Here is a 23,876-nt window from a genome sequence, read left to right on the forward strand (position 1 = left end):
CTATTTAGCCCAGCAATTGCTGGGCTTTTTTCTAAACTAACAATGGAATTGTTAATAAGGAAAGCTATGAGATTTCTAGAGTTAAAACTCCCACCCGTTGCTCTGTTTATATTGGTATTCATCGCATCTTATTTTAGTGCTCATCAGATGAGTGCAGGAATGGTGTTATTACCTTACAAGTTCATCGTTTTAGGGCTCGGAATTGCTTTGAGTGGCGTAGTTGGGTTGGCAGGTATATGGGAGTTTCGAAAACAGAAAACCACCGTTAACCCGATTAAAATTGAAACCGCTTCTTCAGTTGTGGACAGTGGCATTTTTGGCTACACACGCAACCCTATGTATCTAGGGTTATTCATACTACTGTTTTGCTTTGGCTATTTCTTCCAAAACCTGTTCAGTGTTTTATTCAGTTTTGTATTCGTAGTTTATATGAATCAGTTCCAGATTAAGCCAGAAGAGCGCGCTCTAGAGCAATTATTCGGAGCTGAATATGTTGATTACAAACAAAAGGTTAGGCGCTGGATTTAGTTTTGACTTGAGTGTCTTCGTGTAGTTAGGGATCGTACTAAAAAAGCCCAGCTTGAGGATATCAAGCTGGGCTTTATTGATCTTGTTCTAGAGCTATTTACATCGAGATGTGTAAACAAGAGTGCTGATTAAGCAGCAGCTGCGAACTGAGCTAGAAACATCTCTTTACGCTCGTTGAAGCGGTTTACTAGGTCGTCTACAGAAGCTTGGTCGTATGGCTTAAGGCCACTTGCAACCATACGCTTCACGCCTTTACCGACAACTTCGCCGTCTTCTTTAAAGTCAAAATTCAGTGTCACGATGCCACGCTTGCCTTCAACATCAAAAGTCGCACCTGAGAATTCAACTTCTGGGTGAGATAGGTTTAGGCGAGTAAATTCAACTTCCATGCTCTCGTAAATCACAAGAGGGCGTTGGCAGTTGATCATCATCTGTTGCTCTTCCATAAGAGGAACCATGATGTGTGGGAAGTTCATACCAGAGAACTTAACGTAGTTTGTTACTACGTGTTCGATGAATGCTTGATCGTGGCTCTTTTCACCTTCACAAGACATGTGTAGGTACTCTTTGCCTTTCTCGTCAACCAGTGAGCTTTCTTTCTCACACTTGTTGTCAACGCTAAGCGCAATACCGTTCCCCACCATACCAGAAAAGTCAAAACGCATTTTTTGGCTGATGCCTTCTTTTTGTAGAAGCACTGCAAACAAAAGATCGCCAGGCACGCAGAAGCGCTTGTTGTCTTCATCGTGAATTGGGTTGAAGTCAGCGGCTACTTTTTTAGCAAAGTGGCTAGCTTGTTCACGAGTGAATTGAAATTGATTGTCTTCAGTTGAAAAGTAAGGTGTCAGAAACATAGTATCGCTATTAGTCATCAAATCTGGGGTGGATTATAGCTAACTAACTTCGTTCTAATGGTCTATCCAGTTAACTTTGCTTATATATCAGTCAATTAGATAAATACGTTGGATGGTATGTGACGATTTTAAGGGAGATATGGCCTTTGGCTCAATGCAACAAGGGCCAATTAATAGCCCTTGTTTATATGATACTTTAATTAGTGTCGACTAAAGTATTTTAAGTACTAGAAACTGCACAAAGTACCTTCTGGCATTAAGTGGTTATGAACGGATAATTTGAGTAACAGGTTAGCTTGCTCAATATCTGGAGCAAAATATCGGTCTTTGTCGTAGAAACTCACTTTCTCACGCAGAATCTGCTTCGCCTCTTCCACACGAGGAGAAGATAGATTAGGCGCTCGGAAGTCTAGCCCTTGTGCTGCTGCTAAATATTCTACTGCCAATATTCCACGGGTGTTTTCAGCCATGTATCTAAGCCTACGCGCGGCAAAGGTGGCCATTGATACGTGGTCTTCTTGGTTGGCAGAAGTAGGTAGGCTGTCTATTGACGCCGGATGAGCCAAGGTTTTGTTCTCACTTGCCAATGCTGCAGAGGTAACCTGAGCAATCATAAAGCCAGAGTTCACGCCGCCGTTATCGACCAAGAAAGGTGGAAGTTTGCTTAGCGCGCTATCGATTAGCAGTGCCATTCTTCGTTCTGACAAGCTGCCTATCTCAGCGATTGCTAGTGCCAGGTTATCGGCTGCCATTGCGACGGGTTCGGCGTGGAAATTACCACCTGAAATGATGTCACCATCGTCAGCGAAAACCAGCGGGTTGTCGGATACTGAGTTCGCTTCAACATTTAAAATTTCAGCTGAATTGCGAATCTGCTGTAAGCAGGCACCCATCACTTGAGGCTGACAACGCAGCGAGTAAGGGTCTTGAACCTTTTCGCAGCAAGTATGTGATTCACCAATCTCACTCTTTTGATCAAGCATGTGACGGTAAGCAAGTGCTGCATCCATTTGGCCACGATGACCACGAACGCGGTGTATACGAGGGTCAAACGGACGACGACTACCTAGCGCTGCTTCTACAGACATCGCACCACACACGGTTGCAGACGCAAACAAGTCTTCAGCTGCGAACAGACCTTCTAATGCAAAGGCGGTTGATGCTTGTGTGCCGTTTAACAGCGCCAAACCTTCTTTAGGTGCTAGTGTGATAGGCTCCAAGCCAGCGATTTGCATTGCTTCTAAGCCTGTGATGATTTTTCCGTTGTGACGTGCTTGGCCTTCACCTAGCAGAACGGTACTCATGTGTGCAAGGGGAGCGAGATCTCCAGATGCACCAACTGATCCTTTCTGTGGAACACATGGGTAAACTTGTGCGTTCACTAGATCGATAAGAGCGTTGATGACCTTGAGTCGGATACCTGAATAGCCACGAGACAAGCTGTTAATCTTGAGCACCATCATCAAACGCACAGTTTCATCAGACATGAATTTGCCAATGCCCGCCGCGTGAGAAAGTACGATACTTTTCTGCAGTACTTCGAGATCTTCAGGCGCAATTTTGGTATTTGCTAGCAAGCCAAAACCCGTGTTGATGCCATACACAGTACGATCTTCAGCAATCACTTGTTCGACAACGTGCATGCTCGCTTCAATATCAGGAATGGCTGCAGGATCGAGCGATAAGTTTACAGGGCTACGGCTAATCTTACGCAGTTCAGGTAGGCCTAGAAGTCCTGGTTTAAGTAATAAATTCAACATGTTTTCTCCAGACATTAAAGGCGACGAAGTTCTTCGTTTAGCATAGGTAAATCAAGCATCTGCTCTTTAGCACACTGCTTGGCAATATCGTAACCCGCATCAGCATGACGCATAACGCCAGTTGCCGGGTCATTGTGAAGTACACGAGCAATACGTTGTGATGCATCTTCACTGCCGTCACAACAAATCACCATACCTGAGTGTTGTGAGAAGCCCATGCCAACGCCGCCACCATGGTGGAGAGAAACCCATGTTGCGCCGCCTGCAGTATTCAGCAGAGCGTTCAATAGAGGCCAATCTGAAACGGCATCTGAGCCATCCATCATGCCTTCTGTTTCGCGGTTAGGGCTTGCAACAGAACCTGAATCTAGGTGGTCACGACCAATAACAACTGGTGCTTTCAGTTCACCATTTTTCACCATTTCATTGAATGCTTGGCCCAAACGTTCACGGTCTTTCAAGCCCACCCAACAGATACGAGCTGGTAAACCTTGGAACTGAATGCGTTCACGCGCCATGTCTAGCCAATTGTGTAGATGTGGGTTGTCTGGAATCAGTTCTTTTACTTTTTGATCTGTTTTGTAGATGTCCTCTGGATCGCCAGAAAGAGCAGCCCAACGGAATGGACCGATGCCTTCACAGAATAAAGGACGAATATAAGCAGGAACGAAACCTGGGAAATCAAATGCGTTTTCCACGCCTTCTTCAAGTGCCATTTGGCGAATGTTGTTGCCGTAATCTACAGTCGCAGCGCCACGGTATTGAAGATCTAGCATGGCTTGTACTTGAATCGCCATAGATTGCTTAGCGGCTTTCACTACTTTCGCTTCATCAGCTAAACGTTCTTGAGCCGCTTTTTCCATTGTCCAACCTTGAGGTAAGTAGCCGTTCAGTGGATCGTGGGCAGAGGTTTGGTCAGTCACTACGTCAGGCGTGATGTTGCGTTCAACTAACTCTGGGAATACATCAGCAGCGTTGCCTAATAGGCCAACAGAGATTGGCGTGTCTGATTCTTTAATCATTGTCATCGCTTCATCTATGCTGGTGGCTTTTTTGTCTACATAGCCAGTACGCAAGCGGTAATCGATTCGTGATTCATCGCATTCAACCGCAATCATTGAGAAGCCAGCCATTGTTGCAGCGAGAGGTTGAGCACCACCCATGCCGCCAAGACCACCCGTTAGAACCCACTTGCCGTTAGCTTCACCTTGGAAGTGCTTCTTCGCGATTGCAACAAATGTTTCGTAAGTACCTTGAACGATGCCTTGAGAGCCAATGTAGATCCAGCTGCCTGCTGTCATTTGGCCGTACATCATCAAGCCTTCTTTATCGAGCTCGTTGAAGTGCTCCCAGTTCGCCCAGTGTGGAACAAGGTTAGAATTCGCGATCAGTACGCGAGGTGCGTTTTTATGAGTCGGGAACACGCCCACAGGTTTACCTGATTGAACAAGTAACGTTTGGTCGTCTTCTAAACGCTCTAATACTTCAACAATCTTGTCATAACATTTCCAATCACGCGCAGCTCGACCAATACCACCATACACAACCAGTGCATGTGGGTGTTCTGCCACATCAGGGTCTAGGTTGTTCATCAGCATACGCAGTGGTGCTTCTGTTAACCAAGATTTAGCGCGCAAAGTGGTGCCATGAGGTGCGCGAATTTCGCGAGTCGTGTCGAGACGAGGGTCACTGTTGTGGTGTTCCGTCATTTTGGAATTCCTTCTGTTTCACGTTATATCGTTGTAGTTGTAGTTGTAGTTGTAGTTGTAGTTGTAGCTATCGGTATAGCTGGATTAGTCACTGGCCATTGCACTGGCTATATCCCAACACAAACGTGCCGCCAATCGAGCCGTTTGGCCATCGATGTCGTAGTCTGGGTTGTATTCCGCAATGTCCGCGATAATGAGTTTTTCACTGTGTTTGAAAATTTGTTCTAGAAAAGGAGCGAGTGCTTCATAACTCACACCTCTTGCCGCTGGTGCACTTACACCCGGCGCTGTCGCTGCTGGGAATACGTCTAGGTCGATAGTGAGATAGAGGTAATCACACTCAGCGATGAATTTTTGTAACTTAACCAGTTGAGCGACTTGGTTTATTTGGGTCATGTTGCGGTCGTGTTCATACCAAACACCCAGTTGGTCAGCTTTGTTAAACAGCGCTTTGGTATTGCTGGCTGCACTCACACCAAGACAAGCGTAATGAAACGGCCACTGATGTTTGTGGCAATAATCGCTGATCTGGTTAAAAGGCGTACCTGAACTGGGTTTAACATCAGCAATGTCGCTTTCGAACTCTCGAAGATCAAAGTGAGCATCAAAGTTAACGATGCCGATCTTAGGTTTCTGTTCTGGCTGATCTTTATCAAGACGTTCTGCTTTATCTAGGTTTTCCACTTTATGTAAATGTTCAGCGAGGCCTTGGAACGATGCCCAAGCAACTTCGTGACCACCGCCAAGGGTAATCACTTTGTTGGTTGCTAAAGCATTGGCAATCACAGAAGCACACTGTTTTTGACTGACTTCAAGTTGGCCATCATTGCACTCGATATCACCAAGGTCTGCGATGTGAGCGTCACTGTGCCAAGCCATATTAGCCAACGCTTGGCGAATCAGGTTGGGGGCTTGTTTCGCGCCTACGCGTCCTTTGTTTCTTGCAACGCCTGCATCGCTGGCAAAGCCGACCAAAGCGATAGCGCCATCAGTAAGCTCGTTACTTAAATCACTATGTTGCACTTGTTTAGTAATGTGATGTACGCGTGTGCCGAGTGCGCCATCTTCAAGGTCATTGCGTCCCGTCCACACAAAGTTATGTACGGTTTCTGCGTTCTTTTGAATGCTGTTGGACTTAGATTGAGTCATGACACACCTCGCCATTAACAATACGTTTATGCAGATGAGGAACACCGACTTGATAGCTTAAATCGGCAGGGTGCTCGATATTCCAGATAGCTAAATCAGCGACATAACCAACTTCGATTTTGCCTTTGATTTGTGAGTCGCCAATAGCAGCCGCAGCATGACAAGTCACACCACGCAGTGCTTCTTCAGGCGTCGTGCCAAATAAGGTGCAGCTCATGTTCATCATCAGCGTTAAATCAGCAAAGGGAGACGTGCCGGGGTTTAAGTCTGTCGCGATCGCCATTGGAATGTTGTGTTCACGAAGTAGGGCGACGGGCGGCTGTTGAGTCTCTTTTAAGAAATAGAAAGCGCCGGGTAGCAAGGTGGCAACTGTGCCTGATTTAGCTAGTGCTTTGACTCCGGTTTCATCTAAGTATTCAACATGGTCGACAGAAAGTGCGCCGTATTTAGCTGCAAGCGTACTGCCACCCATATTAGAAAGTTGCTCAGTATGGCCTTTAATCGCGAGCCCATGTTCTTTGGCTGCTGCAAATACACGTTCGGTTTGTTCAAGATTGAAGCCGATAGATTCGCAAAACACGTCAACCGCATCGGCTAACCCTTGTTCTGCAGCTTTAGGAATGATCTCTTGGCAAACCAAATCGATATAGCTGTCCGGTTGCTCTTTGTATTCGGGCGGCACAGCATGGGCAGCAAGGAGAGTGGTCGTGATCTTAATACGGCGATGATTCTCTAACGCTTTGGCTGCACGCAGCATCTTGAGCTCATCTTCAAGTGTTAAACCATAGCCAGATTTTACTTCGATGCTGGTTACGCCACTTCTTAGCAGACCATCAAGTCTCGGCAAGGCCATTTCAACCAGTTCGGATTCTTGCGCTGCGCGTGTTGCAGTGACTGTCGCTAGAATGCCACCGCCTTGCTTGGCGATGTCGGTGTAAGACACACCATTCAAACGCAGCTCAAACTCGTTGGCGCGATTCCCCGAAAATACGAGATGAGTATGGCAATCAATTAACCCAGGTGTTACTAGCTTGTTTTTGCAGTCATAGGTGACGTAATCCAAAGAACCATCAACACTTACTTGTTCTAATTCAGAAGCAAGTGCGCTTTGGTTTGAACAAGATATGGACACGATCTTACCGTCTTCGATAAAGATATCTTGAGGGGAAGAAGGCTGATAACCATCGGCTCCCGAACTCATGGAGACCACTCGTGCGTTTTTGAGGATCAAATTCATAATCACCTAGATCTTTGCTAAACATTAAATGTATATACAAATAAATAGGCTAAACGCTGACCCGAATCAAGTTGATGTTGCAAAAATGTGATCGGCGATCAGGATGATGTTCTTTAATCTAGAAGTATCTTGGAGCTTAATTTGTACTTAGAACCAGGATGGTAGAGCAATGCAAAGCTGATGAGGCGTTCTTTGCTCCATGTTCTTCTATTCAAAAGAAGGCAAGGCTCTGATTCAGAAAGCTTTAGTGATGTTCTGATTTGCAAGTCTGGGATAATGGCTTCAACCGTGTGCTCTATAGCACTTAACGGGCAGTTTTTTGAAAGGTATTCATTAGGTGTCGAGGTTGAAAAGTCTTGCTCTAGATATTTTGGAGCGGCTTGAGAATTCACCCAGCGTGCTTCCAATTGAATCGGTATGTTGTCAGCAAAGTGGATGATTTCACTATAGAATACTTCGGCATTGATCATGACACCTAACCGTGTGGCGGTGCTTTCATCAGCCTTGATGCTCTTGTGCTTGATAACTTGACTAGCATACGTTTGGCCTCGGTCTTTGATCTCTTGCGCGATGTTGTTGATATCAAGTAGGGGAGATTGCGCTTTTTCGTCTGGTTCACAAACGAACGTCCCCAGCCTTGGCTTCCTAATGAGCTTACCTTCAGACACCAGATCTCGAATGGCTTTATTTACAGTCATTCGACTCACTTTGAACTGCTCGGTGAGTTCTAGCTCTGTGGTTATCTGGTAACCCACAGGCCAGTGACCACTGGTGATATTATCGTCTATGAATTGTTTTATCTGAAGGTAGAGCGGCGCTTTCGACATAATGAAACCTTATTTGACTATACAAATAGAGTAACGGAATTTTTCACGATTTCAACATTTCCTCGGGCAATGTGACCTTATTCAACATAGATGGGGCAAATTGCTTGATTCTTTGAGGCAAGTGTCGCAAATTGTCACGCAATAACTATTAGTAAATCAGATAATTAGAAAGGGAAGTAATATGTTTAAGAAATTAAAGGCTTCGTTGGGCATCGGTGCAGCAAAGGTTGATACTGTCTTAGATAATATTGAAGTTTTCCAAGGTGGAGAGTTGTCTGGCAATGTTCGCATTGTTGGTGGTGACGTTGAGCAACAAATCGACCTGATCAACTTGGTTCTCAACACAGAAGTTAAAGTAGAAACAGAAGATAGCACCAGTTACGAAACCTTTTCACTGGGTTGCATTCAAGCCGTAGAACCTTTCGTTATCCAACCGGGCGAAACCAAACTGGTGCCATTCCGTCTCAAGTTAAATGATGAAACGCCAGTCACCGCGTTGAACGCACAAATGAACCAATGTCATGTGTGGGTTGAAACCAACCTAGATATCGGCTTCGCGATCGACCCTAAAGACCGTGACTTTATCTCCGTACACCCACTGCCAACAGTTGCTAAAATCATCCAAGGTGTTGAGGCATCGGGCATGGCCATGGTGAAAGCAGACGTAGAGAAGGGTTTCTTAAAAGGCAACAGCTTTGCTTCTCGTTCGGGCTGTTACCAAGAGATTGAATTTCGCAGTGGCGGTTTCATGAACAAAAAAGAGATCGAGCTGTCATTCATCGTTGAAGGTTCAATGGTTCACTGCCTAGCAGAAATCGACCGCTCAATGAGCTTCCGTGGCGACCAATACATTTCATTCAGCTTACCAGCAAACGCGGCTGACTCAGATATCCGCAACGCTGTATCAAGAATCATGAGTGCGTAGTTCCCTTTCTGTTAGTAGTCGCTTTTTTCTATTAATAGAGACAACATAGACTCCCTAAGCCGAGCCCAAACGTTCGGCTTTTTTGATTTTACTCTGTCGACCTGAAACGTGTTTACCACTGATGACGATAGGCCAATTGGAAGGCAACATCGGTGGAGTTGTCCATGTTGAAGATGTTCTCGATAATGGATATCTCGATAGCTGAACGCTGCATGAGATAGCGATAGCCAAGCATCATTTCATTCGCGGCTTCTGAAAACTCTGTGTCGCCATCTTCTGCACCTTCATACCATCGATACTCTAGGTGTAATTCATGGTTTTCAAATAACGTAAGCTGATAGCCTCCCATCCAGGACCATGTCGTTTTCTTATGTGAAAAGCTATTTTCCACCTCTCGACTGGACTGATTGGCCACCCCCAAGCTTGTATAGAAGGTATTGATGCCTAGCTGGTATGCATAGTTGAATTGAGCGCTTTGTTCGTTGCTATTTCCTTCGAAGGCGCCGTGGCTGACATTGTTGTGATATAGAGATACGCCAAAAGACAAGCCGTGGTTTTCTATATCTATGATCTGATATTGAGTGTAGAGCGTGAAAGCGTTGGTCAGTGTGTCGCCAGAGAAGTCGCTAATATTGACTTCATGGTCTGGTGCATAGATATCGAATTGGTGTCGCTCTTTACGATCGCGTCCTGCTTGGTCGATGTCGAATAGGTCATGAAAGTTGATGGTGATTTTGTCGAGGTGATTGTTTGCGGCGTAAAGGTAACGGTAATTGAATTCTACTTGCCACGCTTTCGTTAATTGCCATCGTAGTCCTGTCTGAAGTTGGTTCTGATAATAGTCTAAATGATAGTCGTGAGAGTTAGCCCAGATACTCGCGGCGGTGAAAGCAGCAAACACTTCAACCTTATTCTCTTCGAGTGGAAAGCCAGAGCGGAGCGTTGGAGTAAGACGAACTGATTGTAATGGTGCTTGGGTATAACTGATTAGCGGGCCGTAATCTTTGTTGGCCCATGCGTTTGGCGCAGAAAACATGGCGGCTATTATTAGCGGTAAAGGTCGTATGAGCGATATACAAGTAGCCTGTTTTCTCATATGCACCTCATCCGCATTCCGTTACTTCTATATAGCTTAGTTCTAAATATCGAATTCGTGGGGTCTAAGTCGGAATAGATAAGGTGTAATAAATAAGACGAAACAACAAATTAGGGTAGCTCGATTTTAAAGGTGGCTTGAAGGAGAGGCGAAGCCGCTGGTTGGCACGATGAGATCTTATGTATTGGGCCTATGGGAGTGTCGAGAGGCTCTCTCTGTCATTGTCATTTCATATAATTTCGTTACAATGTTTGGCTACTCACAAACGGGGCATCTGTATTTGCTTCTATGTGGGTATATTATTATGCATATATCTCCGATCAACATACTCGTTGATTGAAAAACATATATTAAACATTTTCATGTGTTGCTTGGTGTGCAACACCACTGTAAAGGACAAATAATGCCAATTATTACTCTTCCTGACGGTAGTCAGCGTCAATTTGACAACCCTGTATCAACTCTAGATGTTGCCCTATCAATCGGTCCTGGTCTTGCGAAAGCAACCATTGCTGGTCGTGTAGACGGCGAGCGAGTTGATGCTTGTGATCTTATCGAAAACGATGCAAGCCTAGAAATCATCACTGCTAAAGATGAAGTTGATGGCCTTGAGATCGTTCGTCACTCTTGTGCTCACCTTTTAGGCCACGCGGTTAAGCAGCTTTTTCCAGAAGCGAAAATGGCGATCGGTCCTACCATCGATAACGGTTTCTACTACGATATCGACCTTGAGCACTCTCTAACGCAAGAAGATCTAGAAAAGATTGAAAAGCGTATGAAAGAGCTAGCGAAGACTAAGTATCAGGTTGTTAAGAAGAAAGTTAGCTGGCAGGAAGCGCGTGACGCATTCGAAGCTCGCGGCGAGACTTACAAGATTGAAATCTTGGACGAGAATGTTTCTAAAGACGATCGTCCAGGTCTGTACCATCACGAAGAATACATCGATATGTGTCGTGGCCCACACGTGCCTAACATGAGCTTCTGTCAGCACTTCACTTTACTTAACGTAGCGGGTGCATATTGGCGTGGTAACAGTGACAACAAGATGCTTCAACGTATCTACGGTACTGCATTCCACGACAAGAAGGCGCTTAAAGCTCACCTTGTACGCCTAGAAGAAGCGGCTAAACGTGACCACCGTAAAATCGGTAAAGCGCTTGACCTATTCCACATGCAGCAAGAAGCACCAGGCATGGTGTTCTGGCACCACAACGGTTGGACTATCTTCCGTGAGCTAGAAGTATTTATTCGTCAGAAACTGACTGAGTACGATTACCAAGAAGTTAAAGGCCCATTAATGATGGACCGTGTTCTTTGGGAACGCTCTGGCCACTGGGATAAGTACGCTGAAGCGATGTTCACTACTTCTTCAGAGAACCGTGAATACGCTATTAAGCCAATGAACTGTCCTGGTCACGTTCAAATCTTCAACCAAGGTTTGAAATCTTACCGTGATCTACCGCTACGTATGGCTGAGTTCGGCTCATGTCACCGTAACGAGCCGTCTGGCGCACTTCATGGCATTATGCGTGTTCGTGGCTTCACTCAAGATGATGCTCACGTATTCTGTACTGAAGACCAAGTTCAACAAGAAGTGAAAGCTTGTATTGAAATGGTTTACGATACTTACACAACTTTCGGCTTCGAAAGCATTGTTGTTAAGCTATCTACTCGTCCAGAGCAGCGTGTAGGTTCAGACGAAATGTGGGACCGTGCAGAGGCTGACCTTAAGCAAGCGCTAGAGGCAATGGACATTGCATACGAGATTCAAGAAGGCGAGGGTGCGTTCTACGGACCTAAGATTGAATTTACTTTGCATGATTGTTTGGACCGCGCTTGGCAATGTGGTACAGTGCAGCTCGATTTTGCATTACCAGAACGTTTAGGTGCTACTTACGTAGGTGAAGATAACGAGCGTCACACGCCAGTTATGATCCACCGCGCGATTTTAGGTTCACTAGAACGCTTCATCGGTATTCTTATTGAAGAATACGCTGGTTTCTTCCCAACGTGGTTGGCGCCAGAACAAGCAGTTGTAATGGGCATTACAGACAAACAGTCTGAATATGTACAAGAAATTACGAAAAAACTGCAAAAAAGTGGATTTAGAGTCAAAGCAGACTTGAGAAATGAGAAGATTGGCTTTAAAATCCGCGAACATACTTTGAAACGTGTACCGTTCATGCTTGTGTGTGGTGACCAAGAAATGGAAGCCGGCGAAATTGCAGTACGTACACGTAAAGGTAAGGACCTTGGTAAATTTAAAGTGGATGACTTTATTTCATACATCCAAGCCGAGGTTTCAAGCCGTAAGCTCAATCTGGAGGAATAGCTATTAAAGGCGGAAGACGTGGCCAACAACCGGCCAAACAAAACCAGCACCGTTTAAACGGTGACATTCGTGGCGTTCGTGAAGTGCGTCTAACTGGCGCAGACGGCGAAGCTGTTGGTGTAGTTTCAATCGCTGAAGCGATGGAAGCTGCAAATGAAGCTGGTATGGATCTTGTAGAGATCAGCCCTAACGCCGAGCCGCCAGTTTGTCGTGTGATGGACTACGGTAAGTTCCTCTTCGAGAAGAGCAAAGCTGCGAAAGAGCAGAAGAAAAAGCAAAAGCAGGTTCAGATCAAGGAAATTAAATTCCGACCTGGAACTGATATTGGAGACTATCAGGTAAAACTACGCAACCTGACTGGTTTCCTTGAAGACGGCAACAAAGTGAAGGTAACAATTCGCTTCCGTGGCCGCGAAATGGCTCACCAAGAAATCGGTGTTGACGTTCTTAATCGTTTGAAAGTAGATACTGAAGAATTTGCAGTTGTCGAATCTTTCCCAACGAGAATTGAAGGTCGCCAGATGATTATGGTGTTGGCCCCTAAAAAGAAGTAATTAACGGCTTTGCAAGTAATTAAACCCTGCAGCCTCAGGTTGCGGGGTTTTATTCGCCCTAATTACTATGTTATTAACAACTCAACAATGCGGAGTTATTCATCATGCCTAAGATGAAAACCAACAAAGGTGCTGCTAAGCGTTTCCAGAAAACTGCTGGTGGTATTAAGTTTAAGCACGCTGGTAAACGTCACATCCTGACTAAGCGTACTACTAAGAACAAGCGTCAGCTTCGTCCGAACTCGATCCTTCCTAAATGTGAAGTTGCTCAAGTTCTACGTATGATGCCATACGCTTAATTCTTTTTAGTTTATAAATTCGTTTAGTTTAGGAGAAGCATAATGCCTCGCGTAAAACGTGGTGTACAAGCTCGTGCACGTCATAAGAAAGTTCTAAAACAAGCTAAAGGTTACTACGGAGCACGTTCACGTGTTTACCGCGTAGCTTTCCAAGCAGTTACCAAAGCTGGTCAATACGCTTACCGTGACCGTCGCAACAAGAAACGTCAATTCCGTCAACTTTGGATTGCACGTATCAACGCGGCATCTCGTCAAAATGGTCTATCTTACAGCCGTTTCATCAATGGCCTTAAGAAAGCATCTATCGAGATCGACCGTAAGATTCTTGCTGACATCGCAGTATTCGACAAAGCAGCATTTGCTGTTCTAGTTGAAAAAGCGAAAGCATCTCTATAATTTAGAGTTAGCTTAAAGGTTTAAGAAAAGGAGAACTTCGGTTCTCCTTTTTTATTGCTTCTAATTTGACTTTTAAAGACTCCCAACTCCTTCCTTCGTCAGTCTTGGGAATGACGAGATGAACTTCCGCATCTAATTTTTATTCGCTTGAACAGGCATTCTGGTATATAAACATCTACCTATTCTTTAATGTTAAGCGACCGAATAAATGAGCGCACCTACCACTATGACGTTCTTCGAACGTTTTGAAGCCGATATCCTTTCTGGCAAGAAGACAATTACTATTCGCGATGAATCTGAGCGCGACTACCAACCAGGTAGCGTTGTGGAAGTATCAACGCTAGAGCAGGGACGTGTATTCTGTAATCTTAAGATTGTTAGCGTTGAACCAATTCTGTTTGATGACTTAGGTGAGTTCCATGCTCAGCAAGAGAATATGACGCTGCAAGTACTGAAAGATGTGATTCAAGATATCTACCCAGGCATTTCTCAGCTGTACGTAGTCTCTTACGAGTTGGTAGCTTAAGCCTTGTTGGATTGGATTGACTAGCTAGGGATGGCGATTGATGAGTAATAACCAGCAGACACTGCTTCAGCTTTACTGTCGCGAACAACAAGACCAGACGTTACTGGCTAAGCATTACTTAGATAGTGATTTGAGCGAGAGTGCCGATTATTTAAAGTGGTGCGAGAGCAAAAGAAACTTTGTTGAAGAAGATGTCTTAGGGCAGACTTGGGTAAAAAGTTGTCCAGCAGGGTACATTACTGAGGTGCACTTTCATTTTGATGGTAGTTTAACGGAATATCGTTTGTTTGACCGATTTGAAACCCAAGGTCATTGGCAGTTAAGAGACGGTTTGTTACACGTCGAGATTCTGAAGGGTGAGAACCACTACCAGTTTGCTGTTGTGGCTCGCGCTGACCTTAATATCCACTCTGCGGTTGAGTATAAGAACGGTGAGTTGCATTCTTACTTGAAGCTGGTTCAAGTTGAACGCTAAACGTTTAGCGATGATTCGTTTTATGAACATATGAAAAAGCCAACAGTGATGTTGGCTTTGTTGTTTTCAATTCGACTGAGTAGTTTAAGTTATTAAGTTATTAAGTTATTAAGTTATTAAGCTTCGAAGTTCGCCAATCGAGTATAAAGCTCGTTGCCTTGATCTTGTTTTGCACATACCGTCAATAGGTCTTCAATAAAGTACTTCAGTGCACGCGCTTCAATTCGACGAATGCCTTGTTGCTGCTCTTCAGTCAGATAACCGTAGATAGTTGCCGCTCCGAAGTCACCAAAGATCATCTGACCTTGCTCGTTAACTAAAGTGTTGTGTGCGTATAGATCACCATGACAAACTTTATTGGTATGAAGGTGTTCAAACACATCAATCATCTGTTCTGTAATACTATTGATCTGAGCAATTGAAAGCTCGAAGCCTTCGTTGAACGTATCGCGAGTGCAGCTTTCAAGAGTAGGCGGCAAACCTAGGTTGTAGTAGTTGCTCGGGATAAGCTCCATCACCAATGCTAGGTAGTTCTCTTCATCAACTTGAGCGATAGACTTCACTAGATTGCTATGATGACCAGCTTGAAGGCACGCTTCGAGTTCATCGTGTGGGTAACCGTCGCTTGTTACTTCGCCTTTGAATACTTTAACCGCCACTTCTTGTGGGAAATTAAAGTCACCATTTAACCAGTTAGCATGAGAAATCACACCAGACGCACCTTGGCCCAGCACTTGATTGAGTGAGTAGCATTGCGAGCTTACGGCAGGCACGCTATCTAAGCTGCTGGGATGTTTGCAAAACGGGTTACCCGAAAACGCTAACCAAGCCAGTTTTGGTAGCTTGATAAGGAACTCTGGGAATTCAGTCAGTTGGTTTGCAGACAGACGAACCAGTTCAAGGTTTGATAGGTTTTCCATGCTTTCTGGTAAAACGCGAATCTTGTTGCCTGCCAATGCCAGTTTCTGTAGTCGCGGTCTTTCACCTAGCGAGCTAGGCAGAACCTCGATCTCATTGTCGGTCAGGATTAACCAACGTAGTTGAATCGGCAGAGACTGCTCGCTAACGATTTTGATTTGGTTGGTTTTGAAGCCAACCATTTCGAGCTTAGGAAGTGACCCCAGAACATCAGGCAGGTGCGTGAACAGGTTATTCGACGCGAAGATAATACGCAGGTTAGTCAGCTGTGATAACTCTTCTGGTAGATCTGACAGCTGATTGCCTGAAAGGTCTAGGATCTCAAGAGAATCTGCAAGCTCAATGATTTCTAAAGGAAACTCGGTGAGGCCTTCTGACAGTTGTAAGCGCTTAATACCGTTTAGTTGCCCTGATTTTAATTGTTCTAGAGTATGCAAATCTTAGCCTTATGAATAGATGTTCGAGGCGCGTAGTTTACTTGTCTCAATCAAGAAAGGCGAGCACCGGAACGATGCTCGCTTAACTAAACTAAGTGAACGAATTTACGAAGGTTAAAGTCGTATATGGTTTTGGCTGACACCGACCTCCTCAACAAAGTCGCTGTCATGACTCACCAAGATAAATGCGCCTTGGTATTCACGTAAAGCGGACGCCAATATTTGCTTTGAGTCGATGTCTAGGTGGTTGTCCGGTTCATCGAGTAATAGAAGCGGGGAGTCTTGCTTGTGGCTAACGATCAACATCGCCAGCTTCATTTTTTCACCACCACTTAAATGTGCCACTTTTCGGTATACGGAGTCTCGCCTAAACCCGATGCCAGCTAACAAGGTGCGTGCGTCACTTTCTGTCATGCCGCAGCTATGTGTCACCAGGCAATCGAACATGGTATCGTTGGTGTCCAGCAGTCCAAAGTGTTGATCCAAGTATACTGTGGTTCCTAAGCGTTTAATGTAGCCTGTATAGTTCGAGTGTTGCCCATGAATGGCCTTTAACAGCGTCGACTTTCCACACCCATTAGCACCGGTTAAAGAAGACCGTTCCCCTTGCGATAGAGAGAAACTGATTGGTGCACCAGAGCCGTAAACAAGGCGGCAGTTTTCAACGGTTAACAAAGAACTCTTTTTACTGATATTGCTCTGCTGCAGATACAAAGTTTGCGGTTTTAACCGCTCCTTCTGCCCTTTAAGCGACTGAAGTTTATGTTGGTTTTGGTCAATGAGGTTCCTTTGGTTTGTCGCCAGTGCGGCTTGGCTTTGACCTGCTTTATCTTTCATTGCATCCAATAATATCTTGGATTGACTACCTGACTTTCTTAGTCGGTTACCCTGAGACTCACGTTGTTGTGCTTTTTCCTTGTTAGTCTGAGCTTGGCGCTCGAGTCGCTTTTTCTCCGATTGATGATGCGCGATCTGCTTGTCTAGCGCTTCGCTTTGGCTAGAAATTTGTTTGTAGTAATCGTCGTAATTTCCTTTATAGAAACGTAGGCCCAAGCTGCTTAAGTGGTAGATCCCCTCCATATGTTTTAATAAGCTTCGATCATGGCTAACAATAAGTACTTTGCCTGCAAACAACTGGCATTGTTCGAGTACCCAGTTGCGACCGTCACTGTCCAAGTGGTTTGAAGGCTCATCGAGAATTAGTATCTCGTGGTTTGATGTGAATAATTGATGAAGCTGTAACAGGGCGAGTTGCCCGCCACTCAGAGAGCAACAAAGCGTGTTCAAATCACTAATTATTTTCAATGTAGCGAGAAGCTGCTTAGTACGGGCGACTAAATCCCAATCATCGCCAATGATATTGAAGTGCTGAATTTCGCAGCTACCTTGTTCTATGGCGTGTAATGCGCCTAACTTTTTGGTGATCCCCAAGAAGTCAGCGATGGTGATGTTTGTATCCAGTAGCGCTGATGGCAACTGAGAGTAAAAACCAATCGAACCTTGGCGCGAAACATTGCCTGATGTTGGCTGTATTTGCCCGAGCAGTAACGAAAGCAGTAGTGACTTCCCAGCTCCATTTCTGCCGACTAGGCCGGTGAGGCGAGTGCTCAAATTAAAGGTGATGTCTTTGAATAACCATTCACCAGTATCAAGCTGGAATGAGAGATTGTTGGCTAATATAATAGGCATGTAAATACCTCCCTTTACGTGTAAACGAGTAAAAGGGGTGAGGCGCTTTTCTGGATAGACTCCTACGTGGGATTCTATGTCTAGATCGCCAAAGACGTTACTTAAGTAGGATGACAGCAAAAGATAGAGATTATCTTGCTGAAATGTTCTCTTTATTCAAGATACTGATCTTAAAGAGGTTGGCCTTAAATCGACGGCTCTTCAATAGCTTGATTTTTCAAGAAATAGGTGACGAAGTAACGCCCACTAACCCCGAGTGTCCAAATGATTTTTATAAAAATAAATCGGATGTCAGGATGTTAGTACTTCATTATGGCGTTATTCTCTTTTGAAATGATGGGGTGATGTTACTGAAAGAACGTACTCTGGGTCAATATGGTGACGTGATTAAAATGTATCCAAATAATTAAAGCGCCTGTGTGGCGCTTTAATTAATTTGGTGACGCTTTAATTACTTGATAGCGGAGTATCTAGAGATCAGAAGGGCTATTGTATTTGCCCACCAACGGCTCGCCAACACATATCAAAGCTATCGTTGATGTACTTCGATGTTTTCTCTGGCGGAGATTCGCTCTGCTCAATGAGCCAGTTTGCACAAATCAAAAAGTGGCTATGGATGAAGTGCCTAACAAGATCAATGTTTAATGACATCAATTCACCGTCTTCTTGTCCTTTCAAAATGATCTCGTCTAACGATGCGAACATCTGTGAAACAATGACTTCTCGAGTTTGAGTCGTTGGGTCGAAATGAACATTGGTGAAGAACTTCATCGCAACTGGATTCTCTAGTGCCCATTCAATCCCTGTTATCCACATGAACTTAAAGGCTTGGTAGCGATCTTGTTCTGCTATACCTGTGTGTGGTTGAAGGGTCGAGAACAGTTCTAGCTTCAAATCGCGAAACAATTCGTCTATCAATAGAGATTTGTTTTCGAAGTGGTGAAACAGCGTTGCTTTCGCTACACCGGCTGTTTTCGCTATTTGTCCGGTAGATGTGCCCTCTAACCCTTGTTGAGAGAAGAGAAGGAGCGCTGCATCTAAGATTTTTTGTCTTTTCGTAATCATCTATTAAGTACTTTGAACAGAAGCTTTTTAATTGGGTTGTTGTAAGGAGGGTGCATTAACTTGGTGAAGTTAATTTTTCCTCTACTTAGAACGGTTTTGGCATGGCTAAAGGTCTTGAAGCCTTCAATGCCGTGGTAGTGTCCCATGCCTGAAGGGCCAATGCCACCGAACGGCGCATCTTCTGCAGCCACGTGTACTAGAGAGTCGTTAATACAAACACCGCCAGAATGCGTGTTCGATAAGAACTGATCTTGGATCTGTTTATCATGACTCATCAGGTACAGAGCAAGTGGACGTTCTCTGGTTGTGATGTAGTTAATCGCTTCTTCAATAGAATCATAAGGCACGATAGGCAGAACAGGGCCAAACAACTCTTCTTGCATTGCGATCATATCTTCGTTCACTTCTGTTAGAAGGTGTGGCGTCATTCTGTGGTTCACATCGTCCTGTGCTTGCTCGGTTACCGTGTGAATAACCGCGCCTTTAGATTGAGCATCTGCAATTACACCCTTCAAACGATTGTATTGGCGCATATCGATCACTGAGGTTAAATCTTTGCTCTCGATACCGTCTTTATATAGCTTGTGGAAGTAACGCTTATAAGCCGTAATGAATGCATCGACTTTTTCTCGTGGTAATAGGATGTAATCGGGAGCTACACAAATCTGACCTGCGTTTAAGCTTTTTGCAAACAGGATGCGTTCAACAGCGTCAGCCACATCAAAGTCAGGGGCAATAATCGTTGGAGACTTGCCGCCTAATTCCAAAGTGACAGGCGTTAAGTTGTCGGCTGCCGCTCTCATTACGTGCTTACCCACAGAGGTCGAGCCGGTAAATAGGATATGGTCAAACGGCAGTTGGCTAAATTTAGCAGAAACGTCAGCTTCGCCTTCGATAATTGCGACCTGATCTTCATTAAAGCCTTCAGCCAGCATGGCTTTTAAAACACGGTTGGTCGCAGGAGTAAACTCAGACATCTTGAGCATCGCAGTGTTACCCGCCGCTAACGCCGTGATCAGAGGCCCTAAAGAGAGCATGACAGGAAAGTTCCAAGGCACAATGATGCCGATAACGCCAACAGGTTGATAATGCACAGTTATCTTAGCCGGTGTTAGCATCAAACCTGCTTTACGGCGCGATGGCTTTAACCATTTCTTAAGATTCTTATCACTGTAATTAATTTGGTGAAGAGAAGGGGTAATATCAGCGATCAAGCTATCGTGTTTTGCGCGATGACCATAATCTTCAGACACTGCGTTAATCAATTGCTCTTGGTTGCGTATTAGTAATGCTTTTAAGGTGGAGAGATTTTTTCTTCTCTGCTCAAGCGTAGGATTAACATTATTGCGGTAGTGATCTTTTTGTCGGTTGAAGATCTGATCCATGTCGTTAATGCTCGACGGGTTTGGTTCAAAGTCTAGATTATGGCTCATAGTATCTCCTAAATTCGAAAGCTGACCGATTGGTTGGTCAGTTAAATCTACGCGAAGATTTCGACGTTTACAAGAGATGAACGGAAAAAGCTCAATATTTGAGCGGTCACAACGTTGAAGCGAGCGGTTTTTAGTTGGAAAAACGAGGTACTAATGGGTACAGAATCATAGGGTATATGCAGTGCTGGTGATAATGGGAGCTCTGACTGAGAAGTGCTGATATTTGTCATGACCTTGACTTAACCTCACTTATTTTTCGAAAAACTTGATGTATAACTAGCATTTTTTGCACCTAAATTTTTGTGGGAAAGTGCTTGAGTTGTGATGCATTTCAGCCTGTTTTCTAGCCTAAAACCTTGTAATTCCTTACTTGTCACTTTAAGTCGGATCGTCGATAAAAAAATGTAATCGTAACCACAAATATCAATGGTTGGACTCACTCTTAATAATATCGGTTAATGCAGCCAACAAATCGTTTTTGAGCGTTTTTTGTTGGGTTATACCTCGCTATTCCAAAGAGGTATCTTCTGTCGATGGCCCTATAGTGTGAGGTCTCTAGAATTGGAAAATTCGGTTAATTTGGAACGCATCCGTGCTGAGTATAATGTAAAGCACTGGAGCCAAGGTTTTTATGGAATTGATGATAACGGCGAGGTGTATGTTTCACCGAGCGAAACCGATCATCAAGTTCCGCTTAGTCAGATCGTAAAACAGTTAGAGCAGCGAAATATTGGTTTGCCTGCTCTTGTGCGTTTTCCTCAAATAGTGCATCAACGTGTGCACAATATCTGTAACGCATTTAACCAAGCGATCGACGAATATCAGTACGACAACCGTTACCTGCTTGTTTACCCGATTAAAGTGAACCAGCAGAAAGAAGTGGTTGATGAGATCTTAGCGAGCCAAGCTCAATTAGAGCAGAAGCAATTGGGCCTAGAAGCGGGTAGCAAGCCTGAACTATTAGCGGTATTGGCGCTGGCTCAAAAAGCGAGCTCGGTGATTGTGTGTAATGGTTACAAAGACAGAGAATACATCCGTCTTGCGCTGATTGGCGAAAAGCTAGGTCATAAAGTATTTATCGTTCTAGAGAAGCTATCAGAACTTGATCTTGTTCTTTCTGAAGCGAAAGCGCTTGGCGTGAAACCTCGTTTAGGTTTGCGTATTCGTCTTGCTTCTCAAGGTGCAGGTAAATGGCAAGCAAGTGGTGGCGAAAAGTCGAAGTTTGGATTGTCTGCATCACAAGTATTGACCGTTATTGAACGTTTAAAAGCAGAAGACCAACTCGATGTTCTCGAGTTAGTGCATTTCCATCTTGGCTCACAAATGGCCAATATTCGTGATGTGCGAAATGGCGTGAGTGAAGCGGCGCGTTTCTATTGTGAACTGCGCGATATCGGGGCTCAATTGAAGTACCTCGATGTGGGTGGCGGTTTGGCGGTTGATTACGACGGCACACGCAGCCAGTCTTCAAACTCAATGAACTACGGCTTGCTTGAGTACGCTCGAAACATTGTGATGACAGTCGGGGACATTTGTAAGCTCTACAATCAGCCACAACCTGTGATTATTTCGGAATCTGGTCGTTCGTTGACTGCGCATCACGCTGTGCTTGTGACTAATGTGATCGGTACAGAAAGCTATTTTCCGGAAGATATGGCGGCTCCAGAAGCTGACGCACCAATGTTGCTACACAACATGTGGAAGAATTTCTTAGAACTAGATGCAGGCAACGATGACCGAGCGTTGATCGAGATCTATAACGACACTCAGAGTGATATCGCAGAAGCGCACAACCAGTTTGCAACAGGCATGCTGAATCTTCAGCACCGTGCTTGGGCAGAGCAGATGTCTTTGCGTATTAACTACGAACTTAGCTCTCGTATGAGCACTAAGAACCGTTACCACCGTCCTATTTTGGATGAGCTGAGCGAGCGTTTAGCCGACAAGTTCTTTGTTAACTTCTCGTTGTTCCAATCGTTGCCAGATGCTTGGGGTATCGATCAGGTATTCCCTGTGTTGCCTCTAAGTGGTTTGGATAATGCGGACGAGCGACGCGCTGTTGTATTGGATATCACCTGTGATTCTGACGGTACGATTGATCAGTACGTTGACGGTCAAGGTATTGAAACGACTCTGCCAGTTCCTGCATGGAACCCAGATGAACCATACCTGATGGGCTTTTTCTTAGTAGGCGCATACCAAGAGATCTTGGGTGATATGCATAACCTATTTGGTGATACCCACAGTGTCGTGGTGAATGTTGATGAAAGTGGTCAAGCGAATATCGACTACATCAATGAAGGCGATACGGTTGAAGACATGATGCGTTATGTTCACATCGATACGGATCTGATTCGTCAGAACTACAAAGATTTGGTCACGGCGAAAGTACCAGATCAAGAGCAACAAAGCGTACTTGAAGAGTTAGAGCAAGGTTTGATGGGTTACACCTATCTTGAGGATTTTTAATGAACGATCTATTTACTAAACCAGATTACTCGCTGTACTCCAATGCAATGACGTTTATGCGTCGTCCATTGGTGCAAAATCCAATCGACAATGATGCTGATGTGGTTGTGCTGGGCGCGCCGTTAGATATGGCTACGTCGGGTCGACCGGGGGCTCGTATGGGGCCTGATGCGATTCGTCGTGCGTCGGTGAACTTGGCGTGGGAAGGCAAAAAATTCCCTTGGGACTTCAATGTATTTGAACATACTTCAGTGATTGATGCTGGCGACCTTGTGTTTGATTGTGGTGATGCAGAAGACCTAACTCAACGTTTGGAAGCGGCGGCTGATGTGATTCTAAACAGTGGTAAAACTCTGTTAGGTTTAGGTGGCGATCACTTCATTACACTGCCTTTACTTAGAGCATACGGCAAGAAGTACGGTGAGATGGCTTTGATTCACTTCGACGCGCACACTGACACTTACAGTCAGGGCAGTCGTTACGATCACGGCACTATGTTCTACCATGCGCCAAATGAAGGTTTAATTTCGCCTGAACATTCAGTGCAAATTGGTATTCGTACAGAGTACAAGCAGGAAGGCCACGGCTTTAACGTTATTAACGCGATGCAAGCGAACGACATGAGCGTGGACGAGATCATTGCTCAAGTGAAAGGCATTGTCGGTGATAAGCCAGTTTACCTAACGTTTGATATCGATTGTCTGGATCCTGCTTTTGCCCCAGGTACAGGTACTCCGGTATGCGGCGGTTTGAATTCAGATAAAGTTTTGAAAATCATCCGAGGCCTGCAAGGCATCAATATGGTTGGTATGGACGTTGTAGAAGTTTCTCCAGCGTATGACCAAAGCGAGATTACAGCATTAGCTGGTGCGACGATTGCTCTCGAGCTGCTTTACGTTTGGACGGCGAACCGCTTAACAAAATGACACTAGTGGTTAGTTGTATTGGTTAGCTAACCGAACGTGTCACCTATTTATTCAGAAGCCCATCAGGTTGAACCTGATGGGCTTTTTGTTTTTAAGAGAACTAAAATCAAAGGTTTAGGGCTGTGAAAATCGTCTTGCCGTTTCCGTGAACTAATGTGCCGATAGCTACGTAACATACAAGCTATAGCACGGCTTTTGAGCGAAAATTCATCACCTTGATCTTGAGTAATGTCTCAAAGCTGGGACTTACCTCGCTTTACTAACGATGGATA

Annotated in this window: 21 protein-coding genes; 10 read left to right on the top strand and 11 right to left on the bottom strand. The window is 44.7% G+C overall.

Features of this window, described 5'->3' with window-relative positions; all coding sequences use genetic code 11:
* The first annotated feature begins 66 nt into the window (after positions 1–66).
* The gene (locus tag OCW38_RS06180) at positions 67–528 is read left to right on the top strand and encodes a methyltransferase family protein (protein WP_016783901.1); all 462 of its coding nucleotides are present in this window, start codon (positions 67–69) and stop codon (positions 526–528) included.
* 128 nt (positions 529–656) lie between these two features.
* Here the strand turns inward: OCW38_RS06180 and OCW38_RS06185 are convergent, their stop codons facing one another.
* The 6 genes from OCW38_RS06185 to hutC form a co-directional block, all read right to left on the bottom strand.
* Positions 657–1,382 (bottom strand): DUF3581 domain-containing protein, encoded by a 726-nt coding sequence (locus OCW38_RS06185; RefSeq protein WP_261895440.1) that lies wholly within the window; start codon positions 1,380–1,382, stop codon positions 657–659.
* Between the two features lie 227 nt (positions 1,383–1,609).
* Positions 1,610–3,142: a histidine ammonia-lyase gene (gene hutH, locus OCW38_RS06190; RefSeq protein ID WP_010438256.1), complete on the bottom strand. Its 1,533-nt coding sequence runs from the start codon at positions 3,140–3,142 to the stop codon at positions 1,610–1,612.
* A gap of 14 nt (positions 3,143–3,156) precedes the next feature.
* Positions 3,157–4,851 (bottom strand): urocanate hydratase, encoded by a 1,695-nt coding sequence (hutU, locus tag OCW38_RS06195; RefSeq protein ID WP_261895442.1) that lies wholly within the window; start codon positions 4,849–4,851, stop codon positions 3,157–3,159.
* Positions 4,852–4,935: 84 nt separating this feature from the next.
* Positions 4,936–6,000 (bottom strand): formimidoylglutamase, encoded by a 1,065-nt coding sequence (gene hutG, locus OCW38_RS06200; RefSeq protein WP_261895444.1) that lies wholly within the window; start codon positions 5,998–6,000, stop codon positions 4,936–4,938.
* Positions 5,987–7,237, bottom strand: a complete 1,251-nt coding sequence (hutI, locus tag OCW38_RS06205; RefSeq protein WP_261895446.1) for an imidazolonepropionase — start codon at positions 7,235–7,237, stop codon at positions 5,987–5,989. The genes hutG and hutI overlap by 14 nt, the downstream gene beginning before the upstream one ends.
* A 113-nt stretch (positions 7,238–7,350) precedes the next feature.
* On the bottom strand, positions 7,351–8,064 hold the full coding sequence (hutC, locus tag OCW38_RS06210; RefSeq protein ID WP_261895448.1) for a histidine utilization repressor: 714 nt from the start codon (positions 8,062–8,064) through the stop codon (positions 7,351–7,353).
* Positions 8,065–8,245: 181 nt separating this feature from the next.
* On the opposite strand from hutC, the gene OCW38_RS06215 reads away from it, so the two are divergent.
* The gene (locus OCW38_RS06215) at positions 8,246–8,989 is read left to right on the top strand and encodes a sporulation protein (protein ID WP_261895450.1); all 744 of its coding nucleotides are present in this window, start codon (positions 8,246–8,248) and stop codon (positions 8,987–8,989) included.
* 112 nt (positions 8,990–9,101) lie between these two features.
* On the opposite strand, the gene OCW38_RS06220 is transcribed toward OCW38_RS06215, so the two are convergent.
* A complete protein-coding gene (locus OCW38_RS06220) occupies positions 9,102–10,025 on the bottom strand; it encodes a DUF3187 family protein (RefSeq protein WP_261895452.1) in 924 nt (307 codons plus the stop codon).
* 463 nt (positions 10,026–10,488) lie between these two features.
* Here OCW38_RS06220 and thrS point away from each other — a divergent pair, with 463 nt between their 5' ends.
* The 6 genes from thrS (at position 10,489) to OCW38_RS06250 (ending at position 14,667) form a co-directional block, all read left to right on the top strand.
* The gene (thrS, locus tag OCW38_RS06225; protein WP_016768282.1) at positions 10,489–12,417 is read left to right on the top strand and encodes a threonine--tRNA ligase; all 1,929 of its coding nucleotides are present in this window, start codon (positions 10,489–10,491) and stop codon (positions 12,415–12,417) included.
* Between the two features lie 83 nt (positions 12,418–12,500).
* Entirely contained in the window at positions 12,501–12,971 is a 471-nt protein-coding gene (gene infC / locus OCW38_RS06230; RefSeq protein WP_016768283.1) for a translation initiation factor IF-3, read from the top strand.
* Positions 12,972–13,075: 104 nt separating this feature from the next.
* Positions 13,076–13,270, top strand: coding sequence for a 50S ribosomal protein L35 (gene rpmI, locus OCW38_RS06235; RefSeq protein ID WP_004738430.1), 195 nt, complete (start codon positions 13,076–13,078; stop codon positions 13,268–13,270).
* Between the two features lie 42 nt (positions 13,271–13,312).
* The gene (rplT, locus tag OCW38_RS06240; protein ID WP_004733517.1) at positions 13,313–13,666 is read left to right on the top strand and encodes a 50S ribosomal protein L20; all 354 of its coding nucleotides are present in this window, start codon (positions 13,313–13,315) and stop codon (positions 13,664–13,666) included.
* A 208-nt stretch (positions 13,667–13,874) separates the two neighbouring features.
* Complete coding sequence (gene yqfB / locus OCW38_RS06245; RefSeq protein ID WP_016787141.1) at positions 13,875–14,192, top strand: N(4)-acetylcytidine aminohydrolase; 318 nt, start codon at positions 13,875–13,877, stop codon at positions 14,190–14,192.
* 40 nt (positions 14,193–14,232) lie between these two features.
* Positions 14,233–14,667, top strand: a complete 435-nt coding sequence (locus OCW38_RS06250) for a hypothetical protein (RefSeq protein ID WP_261895456.1) — start codon at positions 14,233–14,235, stop codon at positions 14,665–14,667.
* Between the two features lie 116 nt (positions 14,668–14,783).
* On the opposite strand, the gene OCW38_RS06255 is transcribed toward OCW38_RS06250, so the two are convergent.
* The 4 genes from OCW38_RS06255 to OCW38_RS06270 all read right to left on the bottom strand — a co-directional run bounded on the left by OCW38_RS06255 (position 14,784) and on the right by OCW38_RS06270 (position 20,209).
* The gene (locus tag OCW38_RS06255) at positions 14,784–16,022 is read right to left on the bottom strand and encodes a leucine-rich repeat-containing protein kinase family protein (RefSeq protein WP_010438297.1); all 1,239 of its coding nucleotides are present in this window, start codon (positions 16,020–16,022) and stop codon (positions 14,784–14,786) included.
* Between the two features lie 114 nt (positions 16,023–16,136).
* Complete coding sequence (locus OCW38_RS06260; RefSeq protein WP_010438299.1) at positions 16,137–17,711, bottom strand: ATP-binding cassette domain-containing protein; 1,575 nt, start codon at positions 17,709–17,711, stop codon at positions 16,137–16,139.
* A 486-nt stretch (positions 17,712–18,197) separates the two neighbouring features.
* A complete protein-coding gene (locus OCW38_RS06265; protein WP_010438304.1) occupies positions 18,198–18,776 on the bottom strand; it encodes a TetR/AcrR family transcriptional regulator in 579 nt (192 codons plus the stop codon).
* Complete coding sequence (locus tag OCW38_RS06270) at positions 18,773–20,209, bottom strand: coniferyl aldehyde dehydrogenase (protein WP_010438305.1); 1,437 nt, start codon at positions 20,207–20,209, stop codon at positions 18,773–18,775. The genes OCW38_RS06265 and OCW38_RS06270 overlap by 4 nt, the downstream gene beginning before the upstream one ends.
* Positions 20,210–20,788: 579 nt before the next feature.
* Between OCW38_RS06270 and speA the strand changes: the two genes are divergently transcribed.
* Positions 20,789–22,678 (top strand): arginine decarboxylase, encoded by a 1,890-nt coding sequence (gene speA / locus OCW38_RS06275; RefSeq protein ID WP_016787929.1) that lies wholly within the window; start codon positions 20,789–20,791, stop codon positions 22,676–22,678.
* Positions 22,678–23,604 carry an agmatinase gene (gene speB / locus OCW38_RS06280; RefSeq protein ID WP_261895460.1) on the top strand — a complete coding sequence of 309 codons (927 nt, stop codon included), beginning with the start codon at positions 22,678–22,680 and terminating at the stop codon, positions 23,602–23,604. The genes speA and speB overlap by 1 nt, the downstream gene beginning before the upstream one ends.
* The last annotated feature ends 272 nt before the right edge of the window (positions 23,605–23,876 follow it).

The sequence above is a fragment of the Vibrio cyclitrophicus genome, from assembly GCF_024347435.1.
Lineage (GTDB): Bacteria > Pseudomonadota > Gammaproteobacteria > Enterobacterales > Vibrionaceae > Vibrio > Vibrio cyclitrophicus.